This is a genomic window from Pseudomonas sp. JV414 (assembly GCF_032424305.1).
In the GTDB taxonomy this organism is placed as follows: Bacteria; Pseudomonadota; Gammaproteobacteria; order Pseudomonadales; family Pseudomonadaceae; genus Aquipseudomonas; species Aquipseudomonas lini.
The window spans coordinates 140,039-157,324 of record NZ_VYKC01000002.1 but is presented as its reverse complement, the minus strand read 5'-3'; the positions used below and the strand labels follow the sequence as shown (position 1 = coordinate 157,324).

The following is a 17,286-nucleotide window of genomic DNA, read 5'->3' as shown; positions in this document are numbered from 1 at the left end:
CCTCATTCAAGGAGTTGATATAAATCAACGCTTAAGAGGCTTTAATGGCGGAGTCTGGGCCTGATGCCGAATTCTTGAGCCGGCGTCGAGGATCAACCTGTCTGGGAGTCAGATCATGAGCCAGTATCAACGGTTATTACTGATCATCAACCCGCTGCTGCGCCATTCGCCTGCGATAAACCATGGCGCCGCCCTGGCCAAGGCTAGCGGGGCGAGCTTGCACATTGCCGGCCTGATTCCCTCGTTGGACATTCTGTCGCTGCTCGAAGAAGGCGACCGCAAAATGGCCCGGGCGACCTACCTGCAGGAGCACTGCGACTGGCTCGATGAGCAGGCGGAAAAGATGCGAGGCCGGGGGATCGAGGTGACAACCGAAGTCGCATGGGCTGACAACATGCGCCAGGACATCCTTGACCACGTCACGCAGATGCAGCCCGATCTGTTGATCAAGCAAGTGCAGCATGAGCCTGTGCTCAAGCGCGCGTTCTTCACGCCGCTGGATTGGCGTTTATTGCGCCATTGTCCGGTCCCGGTTTATCTGGTTGGGGGTGAATGCCATGCCTTGCCGCAGAAGGTAGTGGCCGCGGTTGACGTGTCAGACACCGAGCCTTCGAACAATGAACTCAATGACCGGATCATCTTGCAGGCTTCCGGCTTGGCGTTGCAGTGCAATGCCGAGTTGCATCTGTTGTACGCGTGTGACATTTCGGCAGCTTTTCTGGCGGACATGGGCGGCGGTCTGACGCTCGCGGAGCTTACCCGGGAGTTGCGCAGCGACCTGGAAAAGTCTTTTCTCAAATTGGCCGCTCGGTTCGGTGTGCCCTCTGACTGTCGGCATTTGATCATGGGGCACCCTGTCTCGGTACTGAGCGAATTCACCCACGAGCATCAAGTGGATGTGATCGTGATGGGCAGGGCTCAATACCGTGGTCTGGAGCGGCTACTTGGCAGCACGACCGAACATATTCTGTACCAGGTACCTTGCAGCATTCTGGCGGTCTAGGGGCGCACGCCCGTATTGGAATGATGGCCGCCGTCAAAAGAACGCCCGTTTTTGGGGCTTCCGCCCCGGGGAGGTTTTCAAATGACTAGTCCTTCATTGCAAACCATCTTGCATGACCGGGTGGATGCCGGCCGAGGCTTGGTGGAGCCGTTGCTTAAGTACGCTAAAAGAGCCGACGTCATCGTCCTTGCCTTGCCCCGTGGCGGCGTTCCGGTCGCCTATGAAGTGGCCACGGCCCTGGAGGTTCGCCTGGACCTGATGCTGGTGCGCAAGTTGGGAGTACCAACCCACCAGGAATTCGCCATGGGCGCGATTGCCAGTGGCGGCATACAAATCGTCAATGACGATGCGCTGCGGGCTAACGGTATTGATCAACGCACGCTCGATGGCGTGGTTGCAAAGGAAACGCAGGAGTTGTTGCGTCGCGAGCGGGTATACCGGGCATCCCGTGCACCGGTGGAGCTCAAGGATCAGGTGGTGATTCTGATCGATGACGGCCTGGCGACAGGGGCGACGATGATGGCCGCGATACAGTCCGTGCGTCTGCAAGCGCCGTCTCGCATCGTCGTTGCCGTGCCGGTGGCACCCCTTGAGACGGCAGAGGCGTTGCGTGACGAAGTGGACGAGCTGATTTGCCCGCTGATCCCTGATTGGTTGATATCGATCGGCCATTGGTACACGGATTTTTCGCAGACATCGGATGAGGAAGTCATCGATCTTCTGCATCGGGCGTGGCAGAGAGAGTCCGGCTCGGGCGACTCATTTCAGAACGGTTCCGGTATTTGAGCCGTTGCCTGGCGTGGAGCAAACCACGTCAGGCCTTCAAGTAATCCTGACGTTCACGAATTGCCACGGATCGGATTCATCGGTCTGCTCGGGCATCAGTGAGTGACGTCCGGTAAGCGGCGTCCAGTCGGAATAAATGCCTTCTACATTGCCCAGATACGGCATGCAGATCTGCAGAATCTCCCTGAAGGGCAATTCATCCGGCTCGACAATGCCGCGTTGAGGATTGCGAATCGCCCAGATCACGCCGGCCAGCACTCCCGCCGTCACTTGCAGGCTAGTGGCGCTGTTATAGGGGCATAGAGCCCGGGCTTGCTGGATCGATAGGCGCGAGCCATACCAATAACTGTTTCTGGCATGCCCCATCAGCAGCACGCCGAGTTCGTCACTGCCGTCGAGGATTTCGTCGTCGAGCAGGCGCTCGCCGCTCTGGGGGTTCCAGTTGCGCTCGGCAAGTTCATACATCGATAGCAAGGCATCGTCACAGGGCCGATAGGCGTAGTGGACGGTCGGACGGTAAGTCGGCTGCCTTCCCTGGCCAAGGGTGAGGTAGTTGGCAATCGACAGGGCTTCGTTGTGGGTCACGAGCAGCCCATGGGTTGGTCCCGTCGAGGGTGTCCAGGTGCGAACCCGCGTGGAGGCGCCGGGGCGTTGCAGATAGATCCCGGCCTGGCACCCGAAGGCGTGGTAGTAGCCATCCTCGGGAAGCGCTTTTTCATGGCTGCCCCAACCCAATTCCGCCGGTTGGCTGCCTTCACTGATGAAGCCGTCCACTGACCAGGTGTTGACGAACTCATCGGCGATTTTGTGTTGCGATGAATACTGCGAATCGCGTTCGGCGATGTGGATGCAGCGGATATTCAGTCGGCTGGCCAGTTGCGCCCATTCTTCGCGATTAGCGGGCAGGGGCGTTGTGTCACCCAAATCTTCAGCGAGGTTGACCAGTGCCTGTTTGACCAGGTGAGACACCAGCCCTGGGTTGGCACCGTGGGTCAACATGGCGGTGGACAGACCTTGCGCACTTTCACCCCGAAGCTGAAGTGCCGCTTCTCTCAATGCATAGTTGGATCTTTCGGACAGGGATTTGTCGGGGTCGATATAACCGCCTTCCCACGGCTCGATACAGGTGTCCAGATACAGCACGCCTTTACGCTGGGCGAACTGAATCAGGGACAGGCTCGATACCCCTACCGAAAGGTTGAGCAGGAAATCGCCAGCGCTCAAAAGAGGGTCCAGCACCGCCTCGTAATTGCTCTGGTCCAGTTGCTCGGCTTGGTGGGAGACGCCGAATTCCTGCGCGAGCAAACGTCCATCTTCACCAGGGCTAAGGATCAACAGTCGCTGCGGTTCAAGCTCAAGATGGCGCAGTAGCAGCGGGAGTACGCCTTTGCCGATACAGCCAGAGCCGATCATCACCAACCTGGCATTGAAGGGCTGAATGACATGCTCAAGATCTGACATCGATTGCCTCCACCGCCTGACAGCGCGTTCGCCGCGAATGACCTGTCGATAATCACGACGCTCTTAACTAGAGACTGCAACGCTGACTTAAAACTCAAAAAAGTTTCGGACTCCCTCAAGGTGGATCAACTGCCCCCATCGAGACCGAAAAAAACTCATGGAAATGAGGCGAACTGCTGGCCCCCCGATGTCCGGTTCGTTGTCAAACTTGCTTTCTTTTCAGAAGGTTAGGCATCGGCGATATGCGGACTTTGGTATGGATGGCTGCAACGTTTGCCCTGGTGACTCTCTCGCTTGAGGCTCAGGCAAAGGACCTGAGCAAGAACAGTCGTTTCGTCTGCAGCTGAGGCTCGGACATAGCTGCCGGCGCACAGGCGTCAAAGCTTTCCGGGCTCACGCTTTACGGGGCACGCAGGAAACTGCAAGCGCGCAAATTTCCCCGGCCGTGGATGCGCATGACCGCCATGGGGATCACGGAACAAACCTACAACAGTCCCTCCCGTCTCAAGCCTGCCGACATCAAGCAAACGTATTACGAGCAATGCATCAAGCATGAATTGGCGCAACGGTAGGCTGGGGGCGGCTAATCGTAGGAGCTGCCGAAGGCTGCGATCTTTTGACTTTGGCGTCTGTTCAGGCAACGAGTCGCCCGTTGGAAAGATCAAAAGATCGCAGCCTGCGGCAGCTCCTACGGGGGTTCCCTCGTAACATGCGCCGACAACTCACAATCCCCATCCCTCTCTGACAGCCTTTCGAATCCCTTCCAGCAACATCGCAAACGCCGGGTTGTCGTTGTTTTCGCGCCAGATCAAATGCAGCTCGCTCTGCACGCCTTCCCCCAGATCGATGTCGCGAAACACCACGTTCTTGAACACGACGCTGGTGGCGCAACGCGGCACCAGGGCCAGGCCCATTCCGGCGTTGACCAAGGCCAGGATGGTCAGCGACGAGCCGAGCCACTGCACATATTCCGGGGCGACGCGGGCCGAGCGGAGCATGCCGGTCAGCAGTTCGTTGAACGGCGGGTAAGCCGCATGGGAGTACATAAGGAAGGGTTGTGCGTCCAGGTCTTTGACGGACACCGTTTCGGCGCTGGCCAGCCGATGGGTATGGGGTACGGCCAATACGAAGGGTTCACGCACCAGGCATTCGGTGGCATAGCCCGGCTCCAGCAACGGCGCGCGAACGATGCCCAGATCGATCCGGCGGGTGCGAAGGGCCTCGTGTTGCTGGTAGGTATTCATCTCCGACAGATCGATTTTGACCTGAGGTTGTTTGAGCCGCGCTTCAGCGATGACCTTGGGCAGAAATTCGTACACCGCGCTGCCGACGAAACTGATGTTGACCGTACCGATGTCCCCTTCGGCGAAGCGTCGGGCGGTCACGGCGGCTTGCTGGGCGCGCTCCAGCAGATTCTGCGCCTCGATGAAAAAGGCACGGCCGGCGGCGGTCAAAGCGACGCTACGCGTGGTGCGGTTGAATAACTCGACGCCCAGGTGGTGCTCCAACAATTGAATCTGGCGACTGAGGGGAGGCTGGGTCATGTTCAACCGTTCGGCGGCCCGGCGAAAGTTGAGTTCGGTGGCCACGGTAGTGAAGCAGCGCAGTTGCGTCAGTTCGAACATTGATCTAATCCGGGTATCAATCGAGTGCCAAGTTAGATTAGACGGGATCAATAGGCGCGTCCATGATCGTTTCTCCCTTAAAAAAACAATGAACGGGAGTCGCCCTTGAATAACCATCAGAGTCCGCCGGACCCGACCGTCCTTGCCCGAGCAGCGGCCAAGGTCAAGCGTCATGTACTGCCGCTGTTCGTGGTGATGTTCATCGTCAACTACATCGACCGGGTCAACATCGGCTTCGTGCGCAGCCATCTGGAAACCGACCTGGGCATTGGCGCAGCGGCCTATGGATTGGGCGCCGGGCTGTTTTTCATCGGTTACGCCATCTTCGAAGTGCCGTCCAATATGTTGCTGCAACGCTACGGTGCCCGCGCCTGGCTGACGCGCATCATGTTCACTTGGGGTGCGGCGGCGATGGCCATGGCCTTCGTGCGCGGCGAAACCAGCTTCTTTGTCCTGCGCTTCATTCTCGGCGCCGCCGAAGCAGGGTTTTTCCCCGGCATCATTTATTACTTCACCCAATGGCTGCCGTCGACCGAGCGGGGCAAGACCATGGCGATCTTCCTCAGCGGTTCGGCCATTGCGTCGGTGATTTCCGGTCCAGTGTCCGGCGCGCTGCTGCACGTCAACGGTCTCAGCCTGCATGGCTGGCAGTGGATGTTCCTGATTGAAGGCTTTGCTTCCATCGTGCTCTGTGGGTTTGTCTGGTTCTGGCTGCAATCCCATCCACGCGAGGCGAAATGGCTGAGCGTTGAAGAGAAGGACGCGCTGGTAAGCGCCATTGCCCTGGAACAGCAGGCTCGCGAAGCCGTGCAGACGGTCAAACCGTCGATGTTCAAATTGCTGGCTGACCGGCAGATTGCCCTGTTCTGCTTTATCTACTTCTCCATCGCCCTGACGATTTATGGCGCCACGTTCTGGCTGCCCAGCATGATCAAGAAGATGGGTAACCTCGGCGACTTCCAGGTCGGCCTGTTCAACTCGATCCCGTGGATCATTTCCATCCTGGCGATGTATGGCTTCGCCGCTATGGCCAGCAAATGGAAATACCAGCAAGCCTGGGTGGCGGTGACGTTGGTGATTGCCGCGTTCGGCATGTTCATGTCCACCACCGGCGGGCCGATCTTCGCCTTCGTCGCCATCTGTTTTGCGGCCATTGGTTTCAAGGCGGCTTCAGCATTGTTCTGGCCGATTCCCCAGGGCTATCTGGATGCGCGTATCGCCGCGGCGGTGATCGCCCTGATCAACTCCATCGGCAATCTCGGCGGCTTTGTGGCGCCGACCGCATTCGGGTTCCTGGAACAGACCACCGGCTCCATCGAAGGCGGCTTGTACGGCTTGGCGGCCACTTCGCTGGTGGCGGCCGTGGTGATCTTTTTTGCCCGCACGGCACCGCGTGGCGACACGCGCCGCTCGCTCACCGCTAAACCGGTCGACGCCGCAGCGCCAAAAAATCCTGTCAGTCATCAAGCCTTGAATACCGAGCCAAAGGGAGCTGCCTCTTGAAAATCAAACGCGTCACCGTCACCCCCATCGCCTTCCGTGATCCGCCGCTGCTCAATGCCAGTGGCATTCACGAACCCTTCGCGCTGCGTTCGATCATCGAGATCGAGAGCGACAATGGCTACATTGGCTTGGGCGAAAGCTACGGCGACGCCCCGGCGCTAGCGATTCAACAGCAATTGCAAAGTCAGCTGATCGGTCTCGACCCGTTCAACCTCAACCAGTTGCGCGCCATCGTGCAGGCCACCGTGGCGGCAAACAAAACCCAGAGCATCGCCGGGGCGGAACTGGCGCCCGGCTCACATGCCAGCAAAGCGGTGAGCAACGCGTATTCGGCATTCGAAGTGGCGTTTCTCGATCTACAGGCGCATTCCCTGAACGTGCCGCTGGTGGACCTGCTGGGTGGGGCGATTCGTGATGAAGTGCCGTTCAGCGCCTATCTGTTCTTCAAGTACGCGCAACACATCGATTCACCGTACAAACCGGACAGCTGGGGCGAAGCCCTGAACGAAGAACAGATCGTCGCCCAGGCCCGGCGCATGATCGAGGCCTATGGCTTCAAGAGCATCAAACTCAAGGCCGGCGCACTGCCGCCGGAGCACGAAGTGTCGTGCATCAAAGCGCTGAAAAAAGCTTTTCCCGGTTACCCGCTGCGCATCGATCCGAACGGCAACTGGTCGCTGGAAACCTCGATTCGCATGGCGGAACTGTTGGGCGATGACCTGCAATATTATGAAGACCCGACGCCAGGCCTCGACGGCATGGCCGAACTGCACAAACGCACCGGCCTGCCGTTGGCGACCAATATGGTGGTCACGGATTTTGATGAGTTCCGCCGTAGCGTGGCGTCGAACAGCGTGCAGATCGTGCTCGCTGACCATCATTACTGGGGTGGCCTGCGCGACACTCAGGCGCTGGCGAAAATGTGCGACACCTTCGGCCTTGGCGTGTCCATGCATTCCAATTCGCACCTGGGCATCAGCCTGATGGCCATGGCACATGTCGCCGCCTCGGTGCCCAACCTCGATTACGCCTGCGACACCCATTACCCCTGGCAGGAACCGGACGAAGAGGTGATCAAGGGTGGCAAGCTACCCATCGTCGATGGCTGCGTGAAAATCACCCGTGCGCCAGGGTTGGGCCTTGAGCTGGATCACGATCAATTGGGCAAGCTGCATGATCAATACCTGACCTGCGGCATTCGTCAGCGCGATGACGTGAAGCAGATGCAGCGTTACAAGCCGGAGTGGAAGACGATCAAACCGCGGTTTTGATCGCGCATTACCTGACAAACCGGCAACTGTCCCTTCGCGCTTCAGCCCGCCCGACTGGCATCAGGCGCGAAGGCAGTTAGAGCCGCTCATGTGTTATCCGGCGCCAGAAACCGTTGCTCGATGGCCTCCGCAAACGGATAGTACGAAAACCACGGCCTGGCTTCGTCAATCACCCGTTGAAATGACGGTCTCTGTACCAACCGCTCGAAATAGGCGCTCAAATGCCGGTAATCGTCGGGGAATGGCACGAGCGTTCTGGCATAGAAAAGTGCCGGGGCCGCGGCGCAATCGGCCATGCTGAACGCCGGGCTGGCCACCCAGATTCTGGACGCCATCCGGCGATCGAGCATGCCATACGCCGTCTCCAGCGTGGCCCGTTCTCTGCTCAAATCACCGTTGGTCGCGTGTAGCCGATCACTGACAATCTGTTGCATCGGCACTTGTACATAATGGTCGAAGAAACGATCCCATAACCGGACCTCCAGTGCGCTATCCCAATCGTCTGGGACCAGGCGGTGCTTACCTGGATACTGTCGATCCAGGTACTCGATGATGATGCTGGACTCCGGCAGATTCCGCTGGTGAACAGGGTCGCGAATAACCGGGAACTTTCCGATTGGCCACAATGCCAGAAGTTCTGCGCTGTCGGCAGCGTCCCCGAGATCGATGATCCTTCTCTCGAACTCGGTGCCGTTTTCGTAGAGCGCGATGAGTACTTTGTGACAGAACGACGCCAGCGGATGGTAGTAAAGCGTCAGCGACATCTTTCAACTCCTCATTTGACGTGAGGGGGCGAGAGCCCTGGAACTGATGAAGGTGGGGCAATGAACAATCATAGGCGGATGTTGGCAATGCGTCAGGGCCGCCACTTTCAAGCGTGCGTACTTGCACATGGGAAAATCCCTGCTTAACTGAGCCACTGGTCGGTTTGTGACTTGTTAGTCATGGCGTTCATCTCAGCGCCCTTGTACCGTTGTCGCTGGTTCTTGCTGTCAGGCTTGCCCGGAGGAAGCCGGATAGCCATTCACGCTGTGTGATGATCCAATTTGTTCAAGGAAGAGAATGACATGATGCTGAAAACCGCGATCGTCGAGATTGGCAAGAAGTACAAGGTTTATACCGAGCATTATCTCAACGCCACCGCCGACAAGACCATTATTCTGGTCAATGGCTCGCTGGCAACGACCGCATCTTTTGCCCAAACGGTGCGCTACCTGCGGCCACGCTTCAACGTAGTCCTCTACGATCAGCCCTACGCCGGTCAATCGAAACAACACAACCTGCATGACCAACCGATCCGCAAGGAAGACGAGGCCGCAATCCTGTTGGAGTTGATCGAGCACTTTCGTGCGCAGCATGTGATGTCCTTTTCCTGGGGCGGGGCGGCGACCTTGCTGGCGCTGGCGCAGCATCCGCGACGAATCGAAAAGGCAGTGATCAGTTCATTCGCCGCGCGAATCAACACTCCGATGCGCGATTACCTGGAGAGCGGTCGGGATTTTCTCCAGGCGTGTGATCGGCGCAATGTCGGGCGCTTGATCAACAGCACCATCGGCAAGCACCTGCCGTCGCTGTTCAAGCGTTTCAATGAGCGCCATGTCAGCAGCCTGGACGAACACGAATACCAACAGATGCATTTTCACGTCAATGAGGTGCTGACCCAGGACACTCACTGCTACGTTTCCTGTGCCGATGCCATCGAAGTTCCGCTGCTGTTTATCAACGGCGAATGGGATGAGTACACCTCGGTGGAAGACGCTCGTCTTTTTGCCGCTCATAGCCGTCAGGCTCAGTTTCAGACCATCAAGAACGCCGGGCACTTCCTCGATATGGAACACCCAACGGCATGGAGTGACACCCAACAAGCCTTGCTGGGCTTTCTGCAACCGGTCGCCAAGATACCGAGCCAGCCCCGTGACCTGACATTCAGTGGCAAATCGTCAGTGATTCCGCCCCTTCAGTCAGCTAACTGGGTGCGGCTTTAACTGACGCAGCAACTCGATCTGATCTGCTGGGACCAGGGTGCGCAGGGCTTTATACAGCGCGCGGGTTTCAAGCAGGTTCCAGACGCGCAGCATGGTTTCCAGGGCATCCAGTGGCTTGCTGATGAAGTCTTTGGCGCCCAGGGCCAGCGCGCGCAGTCGGGTATCGCGGGTGGCGTCGGCGGTGAGCACGAGGATCGGCAGGTATTCGCCGGCCGGGATGCGCCGATTGAGCTGTTCCAGTACCGCAAAGCCGTCGAACTCCGGCATGTGCAGGTCAAGAATCACCAGATCAGGCTCGAAGCTGTTGAACAGGTCCAGGGTTCGCAGCGGCTGAGTGCTGCTCAGTACATTGGTCAATCCTTCGCGGACAAGCAGCTGCTCCATCAAGTCGAGGTTGGGCCGCTGGTCGTCGATGATCAGAATGCGCAGGTCAGTGTTCACACAGGCTCCGGTAGATGCTGGTCGAGATGGGCGAGGAATGAAGGGATGTGAATCGGCTTGGTCAGCACCGCCGTCGCTCCCGCCTCCAGCAACGCCAGATGAGTGAGGTCGCTGGCATCGGCGGTAATCATCAGCACTGGAATGGCACGGGTGATGGAAGACTGGCGCAAGCGTTGCAGAACATTGAAACCATCCAGATCCGGCAGCGCCACGTCGAGCAAAATCAGCTGCGGCGCATGTTGACGGGCCAGATCCAGGCCCATTTGCCCCTGCATGCTTGAGAGCAATTGGATATGCGGTCGTCGGTGCAGCAGGGTTTCGATCAGGGCCAGGCTTGAGAGGTTATCTTCGATGCACAGCACTTTACCCTGGTAATCGGGAGCGGTGAGGGCGGCCGTGACGGTTGGGTGACTGATTCGTGAAACCGGTGGTTCGGTGACGGGTTGCAGGCGCACAAAGGGCAGTTCCAGGGTGAAACTGGAACCTTCGCCGGGCTGGCTTTTGACGGTCAGGCTGCCGTTCATCATTTCCAGCAAACTCTTGCTCAAGGCCAGGCCCAGGCCAGTGCCTTCCACATTTGGATCGGTCTCCAGGCGCTCGAACGGCTTGAACAGTTGCTCCAGTCGATCGGCCGCAATGCCCTTACCGGTATCGCAGACCGACACGGCAATTCGCTGCTGAATGACCCTGACTTCAATGTGCACCTGGCCCTGGGGCCGGTTGTATTTGATCGCGTTGGACAACAAGTTGAGCAGCACCTGAACCAGGCGTTGCCGATCGGCGACGATTCCGCTGTCGGCGGCCAGCATCGGCAGCTCGACCAGTTGGATGCCGGCGTCGCAGGCCATGGGCGAAACCAACGTCAGGGCTTCTTGCAGCACCACCGCCAAGGGCACGGCTTCAACGTTGAGTGGCAGGCGCCCGGCCTCGATCTTGGCGATGTCCAGCACCTCGTTGATCAGGGTCAGCAGGTGTTGTCCGGCCCGCAGAATGTGACCGATCTGTGCCCGCTGCCCTTTGGACGAGTCCATATCCAGCAGTTGCGCGAAGCCGAGAATGGAGTTGAGCGGGGTACGCAGTTCGTGGCTCATGCGCGACAGGAATTCGCTTTTGGCGCGGCTGGCGCGTTCGGCTTCTTCGCGTGCGGTGCTCAGTGCTATCTCTGCCACGCGGCGATCGGAGATGTCGCGGGTGATCTTGGAGAATCCGCGCAGGGCGCCACTGCTGTCGTATTGCGCGGTAATCACTACGCTGGCCCAGAAGCGGCTGCCATCCTTGCGGCAACGCCACGCCTCTTCCATGTAATGACCGTCGCGAGTGGCCTCGCGCAGCGCCATGTCGGGATGCTGCGGGCACTCTTGCGACAGATAAAACACCGAGAAATGCTGGCCGACGATTTCCTGTTCCGTGTAGCCCTTGATCCGTTCGGCGCCCGCATTCCAACTGGTGACGAAGCCTCGTGTGTCGAGGGCGAAAATACCGTAGTCCTTCACCCCGTCGATGATCAGCCGCAAGCGCTCTTCGTTATCGCGCAACGCCCGTTCACGTTCAGCCAGCAACAGCCCGGCTTCGACCAGACGTGTGCCCAATTGACCAATCTCATCGTTCTCCGGCGGTTGCGGCAGTAACGGCTGACCGAGTGCCAGCCGTTGTGCGTTGCCCTGGACCTGTTTGACCCGGGCGACGATGCCCTTGGACAGGAACAGCACCGCCACAATGGCGCCAAACAACCCGCACGCAGCGGCCAGCAAGGTGGAGAACAACAACCGCTGTCGAGTGGAGGCGGCCGCTGCGGTGCGCTCGGCCAGCAGCGTGTCTTCAAGGGTACGCATGGCGCTGATGCGTTCGCGCAATTCGTCGAGGATGTGCTTGTTGTTGATCAGGATGGTGGTGATCGACTCGGGTGTGGCGTTGCGATCATCGAGCAGCTCAACCAGGCCTTCGACCTTGGTGTCGATCAACGGGGTGATCACTTCCAGATGTTTGCGCACCCGCTCATCGCGAACGTTGCTGTCGAGCCGCTGCAGGGCAGATTCGATCAAGGGCTTGGCTTGCCGATAACCTGGCAGGAAATCCTCGCGGCGAGTCAGCAGATAACCACGTACGCTGGCGGCGGCCTCGGCGAGCAGGGTGTGCACGGCCTGAATGTCGCCTTGCACCAGCAGCACTCGGCGCACGTCCTCTTCCGCGCGTGCGGTCTGGCGTTCGGTGATGTAGATCAACACCAGCGAGAGCATCAGGATCACCAGCGGCAGGGAAATCACCACGAGGGCTTTGCCGCGTAATGGCAGATCGGCCCAGCGGCGCGCGCTTGATACTTTCATGATTGGGTCACCAGACCGAGGGCGATGCCACGAACAGCGGCCTGGGTTCGGTCGGCGGCGCCGAGTTTGCCGATGACCCGTTCTACGTGGGCTTTGGCCGTTCCCGTGGTGATGCCCAATTCTTCGCCGATTTCGCGATTGCTGAAACCGCTGGCCACCAATCCGAGGACCTGGCGTTCGCGGGCAGTCAAGGTTTCGGCAGGCGCGGCGCCACTGGCGTTGCGTTCGGTCATGCGCCGTAGCAGACGTGCGCTGACCGCGCTATTGAGGGCTTCCTCACCCGCCGCGACGCGTTGCAGGGCGTTGATCACTTCATCGCGGCTGGCGTCTTTGAGCAGGTAGCCCACGGCACCGGCATTCATCGCCGCTTCCAGGTGGTCCGGGCTGTCGTCCATGGTGAAGATCACCACTTTCAGGGCCGGCAGGCGCTGCTGAAGAATCCGCGCCGCGCCCAACCCGTTGAGCACGGGCATGCGAATGTCGAGGATGACGATGTCGGGCAGCAGGCGTTCACAAACGTCCACCGCTTCCTGACCATCGCGGGCCTGGCCGACCACTTCGAATTGCGGATGGCCCGCCAGCAGCGCAACGAAGCCGGTTCGGGTGACCTCATGATCGTCCGCCAGAACCAGACGTAAAACTTCAGTCATTGAGCTGTTCCATTGAGGTCGGAAGGGACGGTGGCGCGCAGTTGTGTTCCGCCGTGCGCTTGGCTGACGCAGGTGAAATCACCGCCCAGCAGGCTCGCGCGTTCCTGCATCGCCGCGAGCCCCAGATGTCGGGCGCCGCAGGTGTCGAGTCGTTGCTCCATGGCAAAACCTTGGCCGTTGTCGTCCACCCGCAGCGAGGCTTGTCCTTCGTGCAGTTCCAGCGACAGTACGACGTGGCTGGCCTGTGCATGTTTGAGAATATTGTTGATGCCTTCCTGGGCAATCCGGAACAGGGCTATCTCCACCTGGCTGGGCAAACGTGCTTCGCAACGCGTGCTCCAGTTCACTTTGATCCCGGCGTCGCGCAGGCGATCTGCCTCTTTGTCGACCGCCTTCAGCAAGCCAAAGTCGTCGAGCACGGTCGGGCGCAGGCCGCTGATCAATTGCCGGCCTTCACCCACGCAATGCTGGGCCAGCGCAAGAATCGTCTGTAAGTCCGCACCGAGTTCGTCCGGCAGAGGTGGGCAGCGGCCGGCAAAACCTTGCAGGCGCTGATGCAGCCCGGCGAGGGTTTGCGCCAGACCGTCGTGCAGGTCGTAAGCCATGCGTTTGCGTTCGTCTTCCTGCGCTCTGAACAGCCGATGCACCAGATCGGACATGGTGCGCTCGCGGGCGACCAGTGCATCCAGCAACCGCTGGTTTTCCAGGTGCGCGGCCAGCAGGGTGGCGAGCAATTGCAGGGATTCGATGTCCTCGGTGTCCGGTGCACTGATGCTGATACTGTTGGCCAGCACCAACGCACCGAAGGCCGCGCCATCGCCACCGCGCAAGGGCACTCGCAGCACATTGGGCAGGATCGCGCTCGGCTGCTCCTGCCATCGCGGAGTGCGCATCGCGGTATCGGCGAGGTGTTCGAGGCTGTTTAAACGATCACGGCTACCATGACTGGCGGTGGTCCTGACCTGCGCATCCACGTCCCATTCCAGCAATAGCGCGTGGTCCATCGCGAGGAAGGCACAGGCCCGTTGCAGCACCCGTTGACGCATGGCTTCAGGGGCCAGTTGCGTCAGTTCCTGGCCGGTATCCACCAGCAGCCGCAGACGCGCCGCGCGACTTTGCGATTGCCGATATTGGGTGCGAATGGCCAGGGCGCTACCGGGGTCATGATCATGAATTTGCATGGGCGGGTTCCGGCGCAGACACGCCCGTTCGGGCAGGGGCGTCATTAAACCTTGTTAACGGGGCAGGGCGCTATCTGCCGAATGGCATAGGCAAATGACTCCGGTTGGCCGATGGCGGGCGACGTTTCGAGCGGCACAGTGGGGCCATCGACCACCATTGGAATAGCGCAATGAAATTCAAGACCTCAACCATCGCCCTGTTGTTCGCCCTGACCGCCCCGTTGGCCCAGGCGTTGGAGGCAGTGCCGTACGTCTACAGCAGCGTGGCCGAACAGCCCGGTAACGTGAAGGATCGCGAAATCGCCGCACTGTTTGATCAATGGAATAGCGCGTTGAAGAGCGGCAATGTTCAGAGCGTGGTCGACCTCTACGCGCCGAACGCAGTGCTACAGCCGACGGTTTCCAATAAGGTGCGCACCACGCCCGCGCAGATCAAGGACTACTTCGATCACTTCATGGCGCTCAAGCCGGTGGGCCAGATCAACTACCGTGAGATCCGTCCATTGGGCGCCAACGTGGCCATGGACAGCGGCGTCTACACCTTTTTCCTGACCGAGGCCGATGGCAAGACCCGTCAGGTACAGGCGCGTTACACCTTCGTCTATGAACAAGTGGGCGGTCAGTGGAAGATTCTCAACCACCACTCTTCGGCGATGCCGCAAGCGCAGGTGTTGCACGCCGGGAAGTAACTACGTCTTCGATGGCCAATCGCAAAAAATGTGCAAGACACAGCCCAATGTCAGTCAAGCACAATCCCTGTGGGAGCGGGCTTGCCCGCGATTGCGGTGTATCAGTCAACATTGATATCGACTGACTCGCCCTCATCGCGGGCAAGCCCGCTCCCACAGGAATCGCGCCTTAGCTGACTGTGCGTTGTGTCAGTTCAAAGCCAGGTCGTCCACAGGCTGCTGCCCGCGGGCCTGCGCGGTGCGTTGCAACTGGCTGGCGATCAGGGTGTTTTTCAGCAGATAGGCAATGGTCATCGGCCCGACGCCACCGGGCACCGGGGTGATCGCACGGGCGACGGTGCGGGCGCTGGCGTAATTGACATCGCCCACCAGACGGTTGCCAGACTCGTCGGCGATGCGGTTGATGCCGACATCGATCACCACCGCGCCGGGCTTGAGCCAACTGGCGTCGATCAACTCTGGCCGACCCACCGCCGCGACCACGATATCCGCCAACCGGCACAACGCCGGGGCATCGACGCTGCGCGAGTGCACCACGCTGACCGAGCAGTTGGCCTGCAACAACAAGGTCGCCATCGGCTTGCCAACAATGTTCGAACGGCCGATGACCACCGCGTGCAAGCCGCTCAAGTCAGCACCGCAGGTTTCGTGCAGCAGGCGCATGCAGCCGCTGGGCGTGCAGGGGGTCAACACCTCCATGCCTTGCACCAGCCCGCCGACGTTTTCCCGATGAAAACCGTCCACGTCCTTGATTGGATCGATGGCATGAATCACCGCCTGCTCATCGATAGGCACCGGCAAGGGCAGCTGCACCAGGATGCCGTTCACCGAGGCGTCGGCATTGAGTTGCGCAATCAGTTCCAGGACCTGGGCCTGGCTGGCGGTTTCCGGCAGACGGTATTCAAGGGAGCGGATACCGACTTCCTTGGCGCGCAGCAGTTTATTGCGTACATAAACGTGGCTGGCCGGGTCGTCGCCGACCAACAGGACCGCCAGGGCGGGATAGATTTGCTGGCCGGCCAGGGCCAGAACCTCTTCCCGGACCTCGTCGAGAACCTGGGCAGAAATGGCTTTGCCGTCGATATCGCGGGCAAGTGCAGGGGTGCTGCTGGTCAAAAGAGTCACCGTTGTCTGATTTAAAAGGGGTGAAGTGATCATCAAGGCGTCTTTGCGCACCGATGATCCATCAGAGACATGCAGGCAAGGGCGCTCAGGCTACCAGTTGAGGGCAGGCCAATACCACCGCAACACCGGAAGATAAGACAGGCAGGGGATCGTGGGCAATCTGTAGGAGCTGCCGAAGGCTGCGATCTTTTGATCTTGATCATCGTTATCGATAAAAGATCGCAGCCTGCGGCAGCTCCTACAGGGATCGCATTCGATCCTCCTTGCGGGTCATGATCAGGCTCAACAGCACCGAAGTCAGAATGATTCCGCCGACAACGGCCAGCGACCATTCAACCGGCATGTGAAGCCACGGCATCAGCGTCATCTTGGTGCCGATGAACACCAGCACGATCGCCACACCGTATTTGAGCAGGTGGAAGCGGTCAGCCATGTTGGCCAGCAGGAAGTACAGCGCCCGCAGGCCCATGATCGCGAAGATGTTCGACGTGAACACAATGAACGGATCGGTGGTGACGGCGAAGATCGCCGGGATGCTGTCGACCGCAAACATCAGGTCGCTGGCCTCGATCAGCACCAGCACCAGAAACATCGGCGTCGCCCAGTGCCGACCGTTTTTCAGCACAAAAAAACGCTCGCCATGAAACCTGCTGGTGACGCGCAGATGGCCGTGTATCCAACGCAGAAAGGGGTTGTTATCGAGGTCAGGTCGCTGATGGGCGAATAGCAGCATCTTGACCCCGGTGATAATCAGGAACACACCGAACACATACAGCAGCCACGCGAACTGCGACACCAACCACACGCCGGCGAAAATCATCGCCCCACGCAACACGATTGCCCCGAGCACACCGTACAGCAACATCCGGCGCTGCAACTCCGGTGGTACAGCGAAGTAGCCGAAAATCATCACGAACACGAACATGTTGTCGATCGACAGCGACTGCTCGATCAAATAGCCCGTGAGGAATTCCAGAGTTTTGCGCTGGGCGATCTCGGGCCCGAACTCGCCATTCAAGTACCACCAGAGCAATCCTGCAAAGACCAGCGCCAGCGCGCACCAGGCAATCACCCAGCACGATGCCTCGCGCACCGATACCCGATGCGCCTTGCGCCCGCCGAAGACAAACAGATCCACGGCCAGCATGGCGATGACGAAGAGGATAAAGGCGACCCACATCCAGAGTTCGCCGATGTTCAGGGGTTGCATGTCGTTCTCCCTGTCTGGACGTGTTCTGGAGC

Annotated in this window: 15 protein-coding genes and 1 pseudogene; 7 read left to right on the top strand and 9 right to left on the bottom strand. The window is 59.4% G+C overall.

Annotated elements, in window-relative coordinates; genetic code table 11:
* Nucleotides 1-115: 115 nt before the first annotated feature.
* Nucleotides 116-1,003, top strand: a complete 888-nt coding sequence (locus F6R97_RS01840; protein WP_050682036.1) for a universal stress protein — start codon at nt 116-118, stop codon at nt 1,001-1,003.
* Between the two features lie 81 nt (nt 1,004-1,084).
* The gene (locus F6R97_RS01835; RefSeq protein ID WP_315865921.1) at nt 1,085-1,789 is read left to right on the top strand and encodes a phosphoribosyltransferase; all 705 of its coding nucleotides are present in this window, start codon (nt 1,085-1,087) and stop codon (nt 1,787-1,789) included.
* A 36-nt stretch (nt 1,790-1,825) separates the two neighbouring features.
* Here the strand turns inward: F6R97_RS01835 and F6R97_RS01830 are convergent, their stop codons facing one another.
* The gene (locus F6R97_RS01830) at nt 1,826-3,250 is read right to left on the bottom strand and encodes a homospermidine synthase (protein WP_315865920.1); all 1,425 of its coding nucleotides are present in this window, start codon (nt 3,248-3,250) and stop codon (nt 1,826-1,828) included.
* Nucleotides 3,251-3,492: 242 nt separating this feature from the next.
* Between F6R97_RS01830 and F6R97_RS01825 the strand changes: the two are divergent.
* Nucleotides 3,493-3,822 (top strand): annotated as a pseudogene (locus F6R97_RS01825) (hypothetical protein).
* Between the two features lie 150 nt (nt 3,823-3,972).
* Here F6R97_RS01825 and F6R97_RS01820 read toward each other — a convergent pair.
* Nucleotides 3,973-4,875: a LysR substrate-binding domain-containing protein gene (locus F6R97_RS01820; RefSeq protein ID WP_048393220.1), complete on the bottom strand. Its 903-nt coding sequence runs from the start codon at nt 4,873-4,875 to the stop codon at nt 3,973-3,975.
* Between the two features lie 105 nt (nt 4,876-4,980).
* On the opposite strand from F6R97_RS01820, the gene F6R97_RS01815 reads away from it, so the two are divergent.
* Both F6R97_RS01815 and F6R97_RS01810 read left to right on the top strand, forming a co-directional pair.
* Complete coding sequence (locus tag F6R97_RS01815; protein WP_315865919.1) at nt 4,981-6,378, top strand: MFS transporter; 1,398 nt, start codon at nt 4,981-4,983, stop codon at nt 6,376-6,378.
* A complete protein-coding gene (locus tag F6R97_RS01810) occupies nt 6,375-7,649 on the top strand; it encodes a glucarate dehydratase family protein (RefSeq protein WP_315865918.1) in 1,275 nt (424 codons plus the stop codon). The genes F6R97_RS01815 and F6R97_RS01810 overlap by 4 nt, the downstream gene beginning before the upstream one ends.
* A gap of 86 nt (nt 7,650-7,735) precedes the next feature.
* Here F6R97_RS01810 and F6R97_RS01805 read toward each other — a convergent pair whose 3' ends face one another.
* On the bottom strand, nt 7,736-8,413 hold the full coding sequence (locus tag F6R97_RS01805; RefSeq protein WP_038983152.1) for a glutathione S-transferase family protein: 678 nt from the start codon (nt 8,411-8,413) through the stop codon (nt 7,736-7,738).
* Nucleotides 8,414-8,716: 303 nt separating this feature from the next.
* Here F6R97_RS01805 and F6R97_RS01800 point away from each other — a divergent pair, with 303 nt between their 5' ends.
* Nucleotides 8,717-9,634 (top strand): alpha/beta fold hydrolase, encoded by a 918-nt coding sequence (locus tag F6R97_RS01800; protein WP_038983153.1) that lies wholly within the window; start codon nt 8,717-8,719, stop codon nt 9,632-9,634.
* On the opposite strand, the gene F6R97_RS01795 is transcribed toward F6R97_RS01800, so the two are convergent.
* From F6R97_RS01795 to F6R97_RS01780, 4 genes are read right to left on the bottom strand one after another with little or no spacing between them, the layout of a single operon-like run.
* Nucleotides 9,611-10,075, bottom strand: a complete 465-nt coding sequence (locus F6R97_RS01795; RefSeq protein ID WP_030128799.1) for a response regulator — start codon at nt 10,073-10,075, stop codon at nt 9,611-9,613. The genes F6R97_RS01800 and F6R97_RS01795 overlap by 24 nt on opposite strands.
* Nucleotides 10,072-12,399 (bottom strand): ATP-binding protein, encoded by a 2,328-nt coding sequence (locus F6R97_RS01790; RefSeq protein WP_050682031.1) that lies wholly within the window; start codon nt 12,397-12,399, stop codon nt 10,072-10,074. Before F6R97_RS01790 ends, F6R97_RS01795 begins: the two co-directional genes overlap by 4 nt.
* On the bottom strand, nt 12,396-13,049 hold the full coding sequence (locus tag F6R97_RS01785) for a response regulator (RefSeq protein WP_217855995.1): 654 nt from the start codon (nt 13,047-13,049) through the stop codon (nt 12,396-12,398). Before F6R97_RS01785 ends, F6R97_RS01790 begins: the two co-directional genes overlap by 4 nt.
* Nucleotides 13,046-14,230, bottom strand: coding sequence for a sensor histidine kinase (locus F6R97_RS01780; RefSeq protein ID WP_315865917.1), 1,185 nt, complete (start codon nt 14,228-14,230; stop codon nt 13,046-13,048). The genes F6R97_RS01785 and F6R97_RS01780 overlap by 4 nt, the downstream gene beginning before the upstream one ends.
* A gap of 170 nt (nt 14,231-14,400) precedes the next feature.
* Between F6R97_RS01780 and F6R97_RS01775 the strand changes: the two genes are divergently transcribed.
* Nucleotides 14,401-14,919 carry an SgcJ/EcaC family oxidoreductase gene (locus tag F6R97_RS01775; protein WP_048393224.1) on the top strand — a complete coding sequence of 173 codons (519 nt, stop codon included), beginning with the start codon at nt 14,401-14,403 and terminating at the stop codon, nt 14,917-14,919.
* A gap of 189 nt (nt 14,920-15,108) precedes the next feature.
* On the opposite strand, the gene F6R97_RS01770 is transcribed toward F6R97_RS01775, so the two are convergent.
* Nucleotides 15,109-16,035 (bottom strand): bifunctional methylenetetrahydrofolate dehydrogenase/methenyltetrahydrofolate cyclohydrolase FolD, encoded by a 927-nt coding sequence (locus F6R97_RS01770; RefSeq protein WP_315865916.1) that lies wholly within the window; start codon nt 16,033-16,035, stop codon nt 15,109-15,111.
* A 247-nt stretch (nt 16,036-16,282) separates the two neighbouring features.
* Nucleotides 16,283-17,254: a TerC family protein gene (locus tag F6R97_RS01765; RefSeq protein WP_048393226.1), complete on the bottom strand. Its 972-nt coding sequence runs from the start codon at nt 17,252-17,254 to the stop codon at nt 16,283-16,285.
* Nucleotides 17,255-17,286: the final 32 nt, after the last annotated feature.

What these genes read in the sequence shown, in the direction of transcription:
- F6R97_RS01840 (WP_050682036.1), top strand. Translation starts at nt 116, where the DNA reads ATGAGCCAGTATCAACGGTTATTACTGATCATCAACCCGCTGCTGCGC.
- F6R97_RS01835 (WP_315865921.1), top strand. Translation starts at nt 1,085, where the DNA reads ATGACTAGTCCTTCATTGCAAACCATCTTGCATGACCGGGTGGATGCC.
- F6R97_RS01830 (WP_315865920.1), bottom strand. Translation starts at nt 3,250, where the DNA reads ATGTCAGATCTTGAGCATGTCATTCAGCCCTTCAATGCCAGGTTGGTG.
- F6R97_RS01820 (WP_048393220.1), bottom strand. Translation starts at nt 4,875, where the DNA reads ATGTTCGAACTGACGCAACTGCGCTGCTTCACTACCGTGGCCACCGAA.
- F6R97_RS01805 (WP_038983152.1), bottom strand. Translation starts at nt 8,413, where the DNA reads ATGTCGCTGACGCTTTACTACCATCCGCTGGCGTCGTTCTGTCACAAA.
- F6R97_RS01800 (WP_038983153.1), top strand. Translation starts at nt 8,717, where the DNA reads ATGATGCTGAAAACCGCGATCGTCGAGATTGGCAAGAAGTACAAGGTT.
- F6R97_RS01790 (WP_050682031.1), bottom strand. Translation starts at nt 12,399, where the DNA reads ATGAAAGTATCAAGCGCGCGCCGCTGGGCCGATCTGCCATTACGCGGC.
- F6R97_RS01785 (WP_217855995.1), bottom strand. Translation starts at nt 13,049, where the DNA reads ATGACTGAAGTTTTACGTCTGGTTCTGGCGGACGATCATGAGGTCACC.
- F6R97_RS01780 (WP_315865917.1), bottom strand. Translation starts at nt 14,230, where the DNA reads ATGCAAATTCATGATCATGACCCCGGTAGCGCCCTGGCCATTCGCACC.
- F6R97_RS01775 (WP_048393224.1), top strand. Translation starts at nt 14,401, where the DNA reads ATGAAATTCAAGACCTCAACCATCGCCCTGTTGTTCGCCCTGACCGCC.
- F6R97_RS01765 (WP_048393226.1), bottom strand. Translation starts at nt 17,254, where the DNA reads ATGCAACCCCTGAACATCGGCGAACTCTGGATGTGGGTCGCCTTTATC.